Source organism: Sphingomonas asaccharolytica NBRC 15499, assembly GCF_001598355.1.
GTDB lineage: Bacteria > Pseudomonadota > Alphaproteobacteria > Sphingomonadales > Sphingomonadaceae > Sphingomonas > Sphingomonas asaccharolytica.
Genome location: NZ_BCYU01000006.1, coordinates 49,551 through 62,616 on the forward strand (window position 1 = coordinate 49,551; position 13,066 = coordinate 62,616).

Below are 13,066 nucleotides of genomic sequence, written 5' to 3' on the forward strand. Positions count from 1 at the left end.
TCCCAGGAACGGCGGCGCCCAATCTTTGTGAGGGAAAAGCATCATGGCGCCGGCACCAGGACCAGACTCGCTGAAGCCAGAATCGTCGACATCCGATCCGCTCAAGGTCGTCATCGTCGGCGGCGGCACCGCCGGCTGGATGGCGGCGTCGGCGCTGGTCAAGCTGCTGCCCGCGCAAGACTATGCGATCACGCTGATCGAATCGGATGAGATCGGCACGGTCGGCGTCGGCGAAGCGACGCTGCCGCATATCAAGGTATTCAACGACACGCTGGCGATCGACGAGGCGCAATTCATGCGCGAGACCCAGGCCGCCTTCAAGGTCGGCATCGAGTTCGTCGGCTGGGATCAACCCGGAGAGCGCTACGTCCATCCCTTCGGCACGTTCGGCGAGCCTTGGGCGGGGGTCGATTTCCAGCATCACTGGGCTCGCGCATACGCCGCCGGCCGCGCGTCCGAGCTGCACGATTATTCGTTCGCGATCGCCGCGTGCCGCAACAATGCGTTCGAATTTCCCAACGAAGACCCCAAGTCGATCCGCGCGACCTACGCTTACGCTTATCATTTCGACGCCGGGCTCTACGCGCAATTCCTGCGCCGCTGGGCTATGCCGCTCGGCGTCACGCGCATCGAGGGCAAGGTGGTCGACGTCGCGCGCGACGCCGCCAGCGGCCATGTCGCGTCGTTGACGCTCGCCTCGGGCACGACGATCGCCGGCGACCTGTTCATCGACTGTTCGGGATTCCGCTCGCTGCTGGTCGGCGGGACGATGGACGTCGGCTGGCAGGACTGGGGCCATTGGCTGCCGTGCGACCGCGCGCTCGCCGTTCCCAATATGCGTGCCGAGCCGTTGCTCCCCTTCACCCGGCTGACCGCGCAGGAAGCGGGTTGGACGTGGCGGATCGGGCTGCAGCACCGCACCGGCAACGGCTATGTCTTTTCCAGCCGCTTCACCGACGAGGAGCGCGCGCGCGATGTGCTATTGGGGGCGCTCGACGCGCCGCCGCTCGGCGAGCCGCGGCTGCTGCGGTTCCAGGCCGGACGCCGCGCCGCCGCCTGGGCGGGCAATTGCGTCGCGGTCGGGCTCGCCAGCGGTTTTCTCGAGCCGCTGGAATCCACCTCGATCTTCCTGATCCAGGCCGCGGTGATGGACCTGATCGGGCTGATGCCGACACGGCGCAGCGGAATCGATCCGCGGCTGGCGGCCGAATATAACCGGCTCTTCGAGGTGCATTACGATCGCACCCGCGACTTCCTGGTGCTCCACTACACCGCCAACCGACGGCACGGGCAGCCGTTATGGGACCATGTCCGCAACATGGAACTGCCCGAGAGCCTGGCTCACAAGATCGCCTTGTTCCGCGCGTCCGCCGCCGCACCCGATTACCGCTACGGCCTGTTCTCGCGCGATAGCTGGCTCGCGGTGCTGGTCGGCCAGGGCGTGCTGCCCGCCGCCTGGAACCCGCTGGCCGAGGCGGTCCCGCTCGACGATCTCGCGGCCAGGCTCGCCGATCTTAAATACCGGATCGAGGTCAATGCGGCCGACATGACTGGGCATGGCGACTTCATCCGATCCTATTGCCCCGCTCCCGCGCTGGAGCCGGCGGCATGAGCGCGCGCGTCCAGAACTTCGTCCTGCTCGGCCGCGACGCGCCTTTGTGGCTCGCGGCCAGCGTGCTCCAGGCCGCGCTCAAGCCGGCCGGCGTCGCGGTTACCGTGATCGAGCTGCCGAGCCTGCTCCATGTCAGCGACGTCTATGCGACGCTGCCCGGGATCGAGGCACTCCACACGCGACTCCGGCTGGACGAAGCCGGCCTGCTCCGCGCGAGCGGCGGCGCCTTTTCGCTCGGGCAGAATATCCGCGACATGCTCGGCGGCCACGGCCACTTCCTCAACGCTTATGGCGCCTATGGCACGCCGATCGAGGGCAACGACTTCTTCCCTTATTGGGCGAAGGCACGCGAACTTGGGCTCGACGTCGCGCTCGAGCAATTCTCGCTGACTGCCGCCGCCGCGCGCCAGGGCCGGGTGATGATCCCCGACGAAGCGAGCGAAGCCTATGGCCGCGCCGATTACGGCTATCACCTGCCCGCCATCGCTTATGCCGCCGGGCTGAAGAATGTGGCATCGCGGATCGGCGTGGCGATGCGCACCGCCAACCATATCGCGATCGAGCGCGGCGACGACGGCGACATCGCGGCACTGGTCGCCGATGGCGAGCGCATTGCGGGCGAGCTGTTCGTCGATGTGACCGGCAGCGATGCCGCGCTGATCGGCAAGACGCTCGGGATCGACCAGCAAAGCTGGCGTGCGCATTTTCCGGCCGACCGCGTGTTCGCGGCCCGCGCGCAACCCTTCGCGCCGATCCCGACCTATGCCGAGCTGCGCGCCTGGCAGCCCGGCTGGGCAACGCTTTACCCGACCCAGACAGCGACCCATGTGATCCACGCCTTTTCGAGCGCGCTGACCGAACCCGAGGACGCGCTGGCCCGGCTCGGTGCCGCGGCCGGGCTGGCGCTCGGCGATGCGGTCCTGCGGCCGTCCGATCCCGGGCGACGCGAGCAGGCCTGGGCGCATAATTGCGTCGCGATCGGCTCTGCGGCCTGCGCGCTCGACCCGATCCACAATCTCGACCTCATTGCGGTCCAGCTCGGGTTGATCACCTTACTGACCTATTTCCCGACCGGGCAGGACGTCGCCCCGAGCCGCGACGAATATAACCGCCTGATGCGATCGTCGTTCGAGCGGCTGCGCGACTATCAGGCCGCTTTCTACGTGCTCGCGCCCTATCCCGGGCTGTTCTGGGACAGCGGGCGCGCGGCGCCACAACCGCCCGAACTCGCGCATATCGTCGCGACCTTCCGCGCGCGCGGTGAGGTGCCGCCGATGGAGGACGACAGCATCCCGACCGACAATTGGCGGGCGCTGCTGATCGGTCTGGGCGTCACGCCCGAAAGCTATCCGCCGCGGATCGACGCGACATCGCCCGACACCGTCAAGGCGCAGTTCCGCACGATGCTCGGCTTCGTCAGGGACGCGGTGCTGCGCCAGCCGACGCATGCTCAGGCGCTGGGGACGGCCAATGGTTGAGCTCGTCCGCCTGGCGCGCGATCCCGCCGCGCTCGACAGCCTACCGCGCGTCGAGAAACGCGGCGTGACCGGTGCGGAGGACTTCGCCGCGATCGTCGCCGCGGGCGAACCGGTGATCGTCCAACGGCTGTTCGACACCTGGCCCGCGCTGGCGGCTGGTATGCAGGGACCAGCGACGCTCGGCGCCTATTTCCGTCGCCTCGATCGCGGCGTGCCGGTGCCCGTCATGGAAGCGCCCGCGCGACACAAGGGGCAATTCGCCTACGGCCCCGATCTGCGCGAATTCACCTTCACCAAGCGTCAGGCGCCGCTCGGTGCCACACTAGATCGCATCGAGAGCCTGATCGGCCAGCCCAGTGCGCCGACGCTGGCGATCCAGATGCTGCGGCTCGACCAGGTGATGCCCGATTTTGTCGAGCACAACCCGATGCCGCTGCTCCCCGGGATCGGCCCGCGGCTGTGGCTGGGCGGCGCGGTGCACACGCGCACGCACAACGATCGCGACCACAACCTCGCCTGCGTGATCGCCGGGCGGCGGCGCTTCGTGCTGTTCCCGCCCGATCAGGTGAGCAACCTGTATATCGGCCCGCCCGACAATCCCCCGCCCTTGTCGCTGGTCGATCCCGAAGCGCCCGATGTCGCGCGCTTCCCGCGTTACGCCGACGCGATCGCCGCCGCGCGCGTCGCCTTTCTCGAGCCGGGCGAGGCGCTCTTCATGCCGCGCTATTGGTGGCACCACGTCACCTCGCTCGATCCCTACAATGCGATGGTCAATTACTGGTGGGGCGGCAGCGACGAGCCCAATGACGCCTTCCTGACCGCGCTGCTCGCGTTCCGCGATCTGCCGCAGGGCGAGCGCGATTACTGGCGCGAGATGATCGCCGCCTATGTCTTCGGCGAGCGCGGCGATGTCACGTCGCACCTCCCGCCGCTGCTCCGCGGGCCGCTCGGCTCGATGTCTCCATCCGCCCGTGCGGCGCTGCGCCAGCAGCTTCGCACCGCTTTGCTCAAATCCTCCTGACTCTCCCCAAGGAAAGACCCGATGATCCTTCGCTCGCTTGCCCTGATCGCCGCGCTCGGCTGGACCGCCTCGGCCGCGGCCGCCACGCGCGAATGCGCGCAATCGCCGGGCAAGGTGATCGAGGTTTGCGTGTGGGTCGACAACGGCCAGGCGCTCTACGAAGTCTCGCGCAAGGGCAATGTCGTGCTAGCGCCATCCGAGCTCGGGCTGACGTTCAAGGGCGAGACCGCGGCGCGCTACACCGCGATCGGCAATCCGCGCCGCGCTACCTCCAACACCAGCTGGGAACAGCCCTGGGGCGAAGAGCGCGTGATCCGCGACAATCACACCCAGCTGACCGTGACGCTGAGCGGCGACACCGCGCTCAACAAGGCGGTCGATGTCACCTTCCGACTGTTCGATGACGGCTTCGGCTTCCGCTACGATTATGCCGGCATCCCCGCTGGACAGGAGGTCGCGGTCACCGCAGAGCGGACGCAATTCCATACGCTCGGCGCCTATCAGGCCTGGTGGTATCAAGGCCTTGGCCAGGAACGCGACGAGTATCTCTATACCCAGACCGACGCGCGCCGCATCACCCTGGCCGAGACGCCGCTGACGATGAAGGGCGCCAACGGCCTCTACCTCTCGTTCCACGAAGCGGCGATGATCGATTTCCCGTCGATGCTGCTGCAGGGCAATGGCGAAGGCACGTTGACCGCCTGGCTGATGCCGTGGCCCGACGGCACGCTGGTGAAGAAGACCGGCGCCTTCACCACGCCGTGGCGGACGGTGCTGATCGGCGCGACGCCGGGCGCGCTGGCCGACAGCCGGATCGAGCTCAACCTCAACGAGCCGAGCAAGATCCCCGACATCCAGAAGTGGTTCACCCCCGGCAAGTTCGTCGGCGTGTGGTGGGAAATGCATCTCGACAAGACCACCTGGTCGAGCGGCATGCGGCACGGTGCCACCACCGCCAATGTCGAGCGCTATATCGACTTCGCCGCCAAATATGGGTTCAGCGGGGTGCTGGTCGAGGGCTGGAATCTGGGCTGGGATGGCGACTGGATCGCCAATGGCGACAAGTTCAGTTTCACCAAGCCCTATCCCGATTTCGACATCGCCGCGATCACTGCCTATGCCAAGTCGAAGGGCGTCCAGCTGATCGGGCATAACGAGACCGGCGGCGGCGTGGTCAATTACGAAAACCAGCTCGACGACGCGATGAAATTCTACAGCAGCTATGGCGTGCGCTCGGTGAAGACGGGCTACGTCCGCCACGCCGGCGACATCCTCGACCGCGACGGCAAGGGCGAATGGTTCGCCGGCCAGTTCATGGTCCGCCACAATCTGCTCGTCGCCGAAACCGCCGCCAAATATCGCATCGCGATCGACGCGCACGAGCCGGTCAAGGATACGGGCCTCCGCCGTACCTGGCCCAACATGATCGCCCGCGAAGGCGCGCGCGGACAGGAATACAACGCCTGGGGCGTGCCGACCAATCCGCCCGAGCACCTCACCATCATCCCGTTTACGCGCATGCTTGGCGGGCCGATGGATTTCACCCCCGGCATCTTCGACGTCGCGCACGGCAAGGACGACGTGACGCGGCGCGTACAGTCGACCATCGCCACGCAACTGGCCGAGTACGTCGTGCTTTACAGTCCGATCCAGATGGCCGCCGATTTGCCCGAGAATTACGAGAAGAATCTGGGCGCGTTCCAGTTCATTCGCGACGTGCCGACCGATTGGGAAGTGACGAAGACGCTGCAGTCGGAGATCGGCGATTACGTCGTCGTCGCGCGCCAGCCGCGCGGTGGGCAGGACTGGTTCCTGGGCGCGATCACCGACGAGAATGGGCGGTCGCTCAAGCAACCGCTGACCTTCCTTGCGCCGGGCAAGAAGTATGAGGCGCAGATCTATCGCGATGGGCCGAATGCCGATTACCGGGTCAATCCGCTGGCGATCACCATCGAGAAGAAGGTGGTGACATCAAAGGATGTGCTTACGCTCGACCTGGCGCCCGGCGGCGGCACGGCGATAAGGTTTCGCTTGATCGGATAGCCGCTAGTTCCATTCCGCGGGGTGAGCGGATCAGTCGAGCTGAGCGCCAGTCAAATCGGAAGGATTCGGCTCAGATGAACTATCGTATCTCTTATGTACTGGTGCCGCCTACAGGACTCGAACCTGTGACCCCCGCATTACGAATGCGATGCTCTACCAGCTGAGCTAAGGCGGCCCGCGCGCGCCTTCCGGCACGGCAAGGCGGGGCGCTTATCAGGCTTGTCGGAGACTGACAAGCGCGCCGTCGCGATCGCGCCTTCCAAACCCCCTGGAAATGACGTTTTGTCTGCAGTCGATTGCGGGCAGCGCGTACATCAGCCGTTGCTGACCTGTGTACGCTGCAGCACCGAGCGGTAGAGCGCGATATACTCGTCGGCCATGCGGTCGACCGAAAAACGCTCGACGGCGCGCTGCCGAACTGTGGCGCGATCCAGTTCCCCGATACGGGCGATCGCGCGAACCGCGCCCTCCGCATCATCGACCAGAAAGCCGGTCCTATCATGCTCGATCAATTCGCTCATCGAGCCGCGCCGGGTGGCGATGACCGGCGTGCCGCACGCCATCGCCTCGACTACCGACAGGCCGAACGGTTCGTCGAAATTGATCAGGTGGAGGAGCGTCCGCGCCTTGCCGAGCGCCTGCGCCCGATCGGCGCCGCCCACTGGACCATGATATCGGATTTGGTCGTCGAGTTCGGGGGCTACCGTCGCGTCGAAATAGGCCTGGTCCTGGACGATGCCGTAGATGTCGAGGTGATGGCCGCTACTGCGCGCCGCGGCGATCGCCTCCTTCGCGCCCTTGTCGGGATGGATGCGGCCGAAGAATAACAGGCCGTCGCCGCCGTCCCGCTCGAACGGGAATTCGTCCAGCGCGATGCCGTGATGGATGGTGGCGGCGTAACGCAGCGACGGGTGCCGATCGGCCTCACTGATCGCGACGTAGTGAATGCGATCCTGGAATGGCTGATACATCGGCAGGATGCGCTCGGACGAAAAGCCGTGGATCGTCGTCACCATCGGCGTGTGCACCAGCGGCGCGAAGGCATGCGCCGGGAAATCCGCCTGATTGTGGATCAGGTCGAAGCGATCGGCCTGCGCGAACAAATGCGAGAGGTGGCGATATTCCCACACCTTGGCGTCGATCGTCGGGTCCTCCGAATAAGGCGCCGGGACGACGCCGTCGAGTTTGGCCGAGGTGATGCTGTCCAAAGTCGCGAACAGCGTGACGTCGACCCCTCGCGCGACCAGGGCCTCGGTCAACAGGCTGGTCACCAGCTCCCATGGTCCGTAGTGCCGCGGCGGGGTACGCCAGGCGATCGGTGCCAGCATCGCGATCTTCATGATACGTCCGGGCCATTCAGGCGGAAGGCGATGGCTTCGTTCGGGCGCAGCATGTCGCCCAGGCTTTCGCGCGGGTGGGTGCCGACCAGCAACTGCGCGGCGGGGTCGAAGTCGAAGGGCAATTTGATCGCGTTGGCGGCGAGGTTGAGCGCCACTCGCACGCGCTCGCAATCGTCGAACCGGTCATAGACCAGCAGATCGCCGTCCGCCGCGACCAGCTCGAACGCGCCGAGCGCCAGTGCCGACGACTCCCGCCGGCAGCGCAGCAGCTGACGATAAAGCGACAGCATCGATCCGCTATCCTGCTGCTGGGTCTGAACGTTGCGGAGCGGCCAGTCGTCGTTGAGCGGCAGCCAGGGCTCGGCAGTACTGAACCCGGCATTGGCCGAGCTGTCCCACGGCATCGGCGTGCGCGAGCGGTCGCGACCGAGGCCCATGCCGGGCTGTCTCAGGTCCTGGGGATCGCGGATGCGGTCCGGCGGGATTGTCACTTTGCCGATCCCGAGCTCGTCGCCCTGGTACAGAGTCGGCGTGCCGCGCAGTGTCAGCAGCAGCATTGCCGCGACGCGTGCCTGTGCCTCGCCCAGCCGCGCGGCGATGCGCGGGGCGTCATGGCTGCCGATCACCCAGTTCGGCCAAGCTCCGTCGGGCAAGGCGGCTTCATAGGCGCTGATCATCGCGGCGAGCGACTGCGCGTGCCATGGCGCATCGAGCAGCTGGAAATTAAACGGCAGGTGCACTCCCGGCGCGCCGCGGCCGTAATAATGCATCAGTGTCTCGACCGGCAGGCAAATCTCGCCGACCAGCAGGCGGTCGCCATAACTGTCCGCCAGCGCGCGGAATGCCGCGGCGATGTCATGGACCTCGGGCTGGTTGGTCGAATGGATCTGCAGCAGCTTGAGCTTCTCGCCCAGCTCGGCGCGGTATTGCGGGTTGAGCGGATTGTCGGGAAGACCTTCCGCCTTGACCATGTGCCACAGCACGTCGATCCGGAATCCGTCGACCCCGCGCTCCAACCAGAAGCGCAGCACGTCGGTCATCGCCTCGCGCACGGCAGGGTTGCGCCAGTTGAGGTCGGGCTGCTCTTTCAGGAAAGCGTGCAGATAATATTGCCCGGTCGCCTCGTCCCATTGCCAGGCCGAGCCGCCCATGTCGCTGATCCAGTTGTTGGGCGGGCCGCCGCCCGGCGCCGGATCGCGCCAGATGTACCAGTCGCGCTTGGGGTTGTCTCGCGACCGCCGGCTCTCGAGGAACCAGGGATGCTGGTCGGAACTGTGATTGGGGACGAAATCGAGCAACAGCCGGAGGCCGCGCGCATGCGCTGCCGTCAGCAGCCGGTCGAAATCGTCCAGCGTCCCGAACAAGGGATCGACGCCGCAATAGTCGGCGACGTCATAGCCGAAATCGATCATCGGCGATGGGAAGATCGGCGACAGCCAGATCGCCTCGACGCCGAGCGCGGCTATATAATCGAGCCGCTGCTCGATCCCGCGCAGATCGCCGACCCCGTCGCCGTCGCTGTCCTGGAACGAGCGTGGATAGACTTGATAGATGACGCCGCTTTCCCACCAGGGCGCTTTCCTGGTCGATGTCACTTCGTCACGCCTTTTCAGCGCCTCTGGAAAGCGGCTGGACGTCGCCCAGCGTCGATAGTGCCTGGACCTGACGCTGAATGATCATGATCTACTCCTTGGGATCGGGCTAAAAGCTCGAAACTGGCTGCGTGGTTCCGGAAAAGACTCGTTGGTCATCGAGATGGGTCGATCTCACCGCAAATTTTCGGCAAGAAAGTCGACAAAGACCCGTATCCGCGCCGGGGTGCTGACGCCGCCCACGAACACGGCGTGGATCTGCTCGACATCGCCGGGGTTGAATTCCTCCAGGATGGGGACGAGTTGGCCGCTGGCGATCTCCTGCGCGACACTGAAGGCGCCTACCCGGGCGATGCCGATGCCGATCGCGGCGAGCTGCCCCAGCGTCTCGCCATTATTCGCTTCGATATTGCCTTTGACGCATAGCGAGAAATCGCTCCCGTCGCGGCGGAATGGCCAGATCGGCTCGGCGCGCCGGAAGTTGAAGTTGAGGCAATTATGCTCGTGCAGGTCTTCGGGCTCGCGCGGCGTGCCATGGTTGGCGAGATAGTCGGGCGATGCGACGATGATCCGACGGGTTTCGCCGAGCTTGCGCGCCGTGAGCGTGCTGTCGGGCAGGGGGCCGAAGCGTATCGCGACATCGGCCTGTCCGGCAGCGACATCCACCAGCGTGTCGGTCAGCGCGATGTCGACCAGAATATGCGGATAGCAGGCGGCAAACTCGCCCAATAGCGGCACCACGCAAAGCCGACCATGGGCGAGCGCTGCGCTGACGCTCAGGCGGCCGCGCGGCGCGCCTTGGTCGGCGATCTGCTGCTCGGCATCGTCGAGGTCGGCGAGGATGCGGCGCGCCGCCTGGAGATAGGATTGGCCTTCCGCGGTCAGTGCGAGTGTGCGGGTCGAGCGCAGGAGCAGGCGTATGCCTAGCCGCGCCTCGATCCGGTCGATCGCGCGGGCGACCGCCGAAGGACTGAGGTCGAGGAGGCGGCCTGCCGCCGAAAAACTGCCATTGTCGACCACCGCCATGAACAGCGCCATTTCGCGCGCCCGATCGGTTCCGCTTGCCATCTTTGCATCCACCGCAACAATCTTTCGCGTTGGCTGCGGGTACACGCATGAGTTTCCTGCGTCCATCTATGCGTCGAACGAACAGTCTAACGAACAAGGGATGAGCTGGTGATGGAATATCGGCAATTGGGATCATCGGGGTTGCGCGTGCCGGCGCTGAGCTTCGGCACCGGGACGTTCGGCGGTCAGGGGCCGCTGTTCAGCGCTTGGGGAACGAGCGATGTCGCCGAGGCGCGACGGCTGGTCGACCTGTGCCTGGATGCGGGAGTCACTTTGTTCGACACGGCGGACGTCTATTCGAACGGCGCTTCCGAGGAGATTCTCGGTGCTGCGATCCGCGACCGCCGCGATAGCGTGCTGATCTCGACCAAAACCGGCCTGCCGATGGGAGATGGGCCGCAGGATTGGGGCGCGTCCCGCGCCCGCCTGATCCGCGCCGTTGAGGATGCGCTACGGCGGCTGGGCACCGACTATATCGATCTGCTCCAGCTTCACGCTTTCGACGCCTCGACACCCGCCGAGGAGGTGATGGGCACGCTTGACCAGCTGATCGCCGCGGGCAAGATCCGCTATGCCGGCGTTTCCAACTATCCCGGCTGGCAGATCATGAAAGCGCAGGCGATTGCCGACCGGCACGGTTGGCCCCGCCTAGTCGCGCATCAAGTATATTACTCATTGATCGGCCGCGCCTACGAAGCCGAGCTGATGCCGCTCGCCGCCGATCAGGGTCTCGGCGCGTTGGTCTGGAGCCCGCTCGGATGGGGACGCCTGACCGGGAAGATCGGGCGCGATCGTCCGATACCGGCGGGGAGCCGGTTGCACGACACCGAACAGTTCGCGCCGCCCGTCGAAACCGAGCAGCTCTATCGCGTCATCGACGCGCTCGAGGCGGTCGCGGCCGAGACGGGCAAGACGGTGCCCCAGATCGCGATCAATTGGCTGCTGCGGCGTCCCACCGTTTCGTCGGTGATCATCGGCGCGCGCAACGAGGAGCAATTGCGCGATAATCTTGGCGCATTGGGCTGGTCGCTCACGCCCGAGCAGGTCGCCGCGCTCGACGCGGCAAGCGACGTGCTGCCGCCTTATCCGCACACACCTTACCGCCAGCAGGAGGGCTTCGCCCGCCTCAATCCGGCGCTGGTTTGAGGGGAGGGTAGCAATGAAGCTCAATCTCGGCCTTTTGGCTTTGTCCGTCGGCGCCTTCGGCATCGGTGTGACCGAGTTCGCGCCGATGGGACTACTCCCGGTGATCGCGACGGATCTCGGCGTCTCCATTCCGGCCGCCGGACTGCTCATCAGCGGCTATGCGCTGGGGGTGATGATCGGCGCGCCGCTGATGACGCTGACCACCGGCCGCGTGCCGCGGCGCGCACTGCTGATAGGGCTCGCCGCCATCTTCACGCTGGGTAATGTGCTAGCGGCGGTCTCGCATAGCTATGCGCTGCTATTGGCAGCGCGGGTTCTGACCTCGTTCAACCATGGCGCCTTTTTCGGCGTCGGGTCGATCGTTGCGGCCGGCTTGGTGCCGCCGCAGCGCAGGGCAAGCGCGGTGGCCGCGATGTTCATGGGGCTGACCATCGCCAATGTCGTCGGCGTGCCGCTCGCGACCTGGGCGGGCGAGCATCTCGGCTGGCGCGCCTCGTTCTGGGGCATTGCCGCCTTGGGCGTGGCCACGATCGTATCGCTGCGGTTGACCCTGCCCGCGCTTCCGGCACCGGAAGGCGGCAACGCGCTCGCCGAGCTGCGCGTGTTGGCACGCGGCAAGGTGCTGGGCGCGCTCGCGCTCACCGTGATCGGATCGAGCGCGATGTTCACCGTCTTCACCTATATCGCGCCAATCCTGCGCGAGGCGACCCATGCCTCGCTCGGTTTCGTCACCGCGATGCTGGTTACCTATGGCTTGGGACTCACGGTCGGTAATTGGGCGGGCGGTAAATTCGCTGATCGGCACGTCGATCGCACACTGATTGTCACCTTGGCGTCGCTGTCGGCCATCCTGATCGCGTTTGCCTTGACGATGTCGCATGCCGCGCCGACCGCTATCTTGGTCTTTGCCTGGGGCGTGGCGAGCTTCGCCCTGGTGCCGCCGCTGCAGGTGCGGGTGATGGCGGCGGCCGCGGATGCTCCGAACCTCGCATCCTCGGTCAATATCGGTGCGTTCAATCTCGGCAATGCATTTGGCGCCGCGTTGGGCGGCGGCGTGATCGCGGCAGGATGGGGCTATCCGACCGTTGCGCTGGCGGGAGCGGTGACATCGGCGATCGGATTGGTCGCGGTCGCGCTCGCCGCCAAGCGGCACTCGTCTCCTCCATATCATGGGAGTTCGGCCAATATCGCCGGCTGACCGCTGATCGCGCGTGATCCTGCCGATCCGCAACACAGCGATCCGTCAGGGCTTTTTTTCCTGCCCCCTTCTACCAGTCCGGCCTTTTTCAGGCTCCGCCATACCGCCGGTGGAACGATCTAAGCGATGTGGCGACTGCGTTTTTCTTCCGCGACCCGGTCTTGTTCCACTCGCTGACCAGCGGCCTTTGCCGAACCGTGGAGCAATTTGTCGCTAGTGTCCGCGGCGGCTTCGGGCGTCATTGCGTATGCTACGCCGCCGGGGCCATCTATGAATACCTCGCCGTCCTCTGCTTCCACATTCGAAGATTTGTCGTGCGTTTTCATTATGTCCGCCGTGCGTTTTGTCGGGCCCTCGTGAGCTATCAACGCGCGGAGCGCCGATTTGATGCCCAAGCGCTGTTCGGGTCACGTAGATATATGAGCCCGATGCGGTCGGGGCACGCCATTCGCGCCCTTGTGATTATTATGTCAGACAAATAGGGTTTCTATCTTCGTTTGGTTGACGCTATCAAGCCAACCGCAACGGCCCTGATTACGAGGGTGGGAATACGGAGAGGCGCATGGGT

9 protein-coding genes and 1 tRNA gene are annotated in these 13,066 nt (G+C 65.6%); 6 read left to right on the forward strand and 4 right to left on the reverse strand.

Annotated features, from left to right (window positions below):
• Positions 1-43: 43 nt before the first annotated feature.
• Genes SAS01S_RS02695 through SAS01S_RS02710 form a run of 4 tightly spaced genes read left to right on the forward strand, consistent with a single transcriptional unit; the run spans position 44 to position 6,154 of the window.
• Positions 44-1,612: a tryptophan halogenase family protein gene (locus SAS01S_RS02695; protein WP_066804412.1), complete on the forward strand. Its 1,569-nt coding sequence runs from the start codon at positions 44-46 to the stop codon at positions 1,610-1,612.
• Entirely contained in the window at positions 1,609-3,090 is a 1,482-nt protein-coding gene (locus SAS01S_RS02700; protein ID WP_066804415.1) for a tryptophan 7-halogenase, read from the forward strand. Before SAS01S_RS02695 ends, SAS01S_RS02700 begins: the two co-directional genes overlap by 4 nt.
• Entirely contained in the window at positions 3,083-4,111 is a 1,029-nt protein-coding gene (locus tag SAS01S_RS02705; RefSeq protein WP_066804418.1) for a cupin-like domain-containing protein, read from the forward strand. Before SAS01S_RS02700 ends, SAS01S_RS02705 begins: the two co-directional genes overlap by 8 nt.
• Before the next feature lie 21 nt (positions 4,112-4,132).
• On the forward strand, positions 4,133-6,154 hold the full coding sequence (locus tag SAS01S_RS02710) for a glycoside hydrolase family 97 protein (RefSeq protein WP_066804421.1): 2,022 nt from the start codon (positions 4,133-4,135) through the stop codon (positions 6,152-6,154).
• A 99-nt stretch (positions 6,155-6,253) separates the two neighbouring features.
• Here the strand turns inward: SAS01S_RS02710 and SAS01S_RS02715 are convergent.
• From SAS01S_RS02715 to SAS01S_RS02730, 4 genes are all read right to left on the reverse strand, one after another.
• Positions 6,254-6,329: transfer RNA gene (locus tag SAS01S_RS02715), tRNA-Thr, on the reverse strand.
• A gap of 139 nt (positions 6,330-6,468) precedes the next feature.
• Entirely contained in the window at positions 6,469-7,494 is a 1,026-nt protein-coding gene (locus SAS01S_RS02720; protein WP_066804424.1) for a glycosyltransferase family 4 protein, read from the reverse strand.
• Positions 7,491-9,089: an alpha-amylase family glycosyl hydrolase gene (locus SAS01S_RS02725; RefSeq protein ID WP_066804428.1), complete on the reverse strand. Its 1,599-nt coding sequence runs from the start codon at positions 9,087-9,089 to the stop codon at positions 7,491-7,493. The genes SAS01S_RS02720 and SAS01S_RS02725 overlap by 4 nt, the downstream gene beginning before the upstream one ends.
• A 171-nt stretch (positions 9,090-9,260) precedes the next feature.
• Positions 9,261-10,166, reverse strand: a complete 906-nt coding sequence (locus SAS01S_RS02730; protein WP_066804431.1) for a LysR family transcriptional regulator — start codon at positions 10,164-10,166, stop codon at positions 9,261-9,263.
• Between the two features lie 99 nt (positions 10,167-10,265).
• Between SAS01S_RS02730 and SAS01S_RS02735 the strand changes: the two genes are divergently transcribed.
• Both SAS01S_RS02735 and SAS01S_RS02740 read left to right on the forward strand, forming a co-directional pair.
• A complete protein-coding gene (locus SAS01S_RS02735) occupies positions 10,266-11,300 on the forward strand; it encodes an aldo/keto reductase (RefSeq protein WP_066804434.1) in 1,035 nt (344 codons plus the stop codon).
• 13 nt (positions 11,301-11,313) lie between these two features.
• Complete coding sequence (locus SAS01S_RS02740) at positions 11,314-12,498, forward strand: MFS transporter (protein WP_066804436.1); 1,185 nt, start codon at positions 11,314-11,316, stop codon at positions 12,496-12,498.
• Positions 12,499-13,066: the final 568 nt, after the last annotated feature.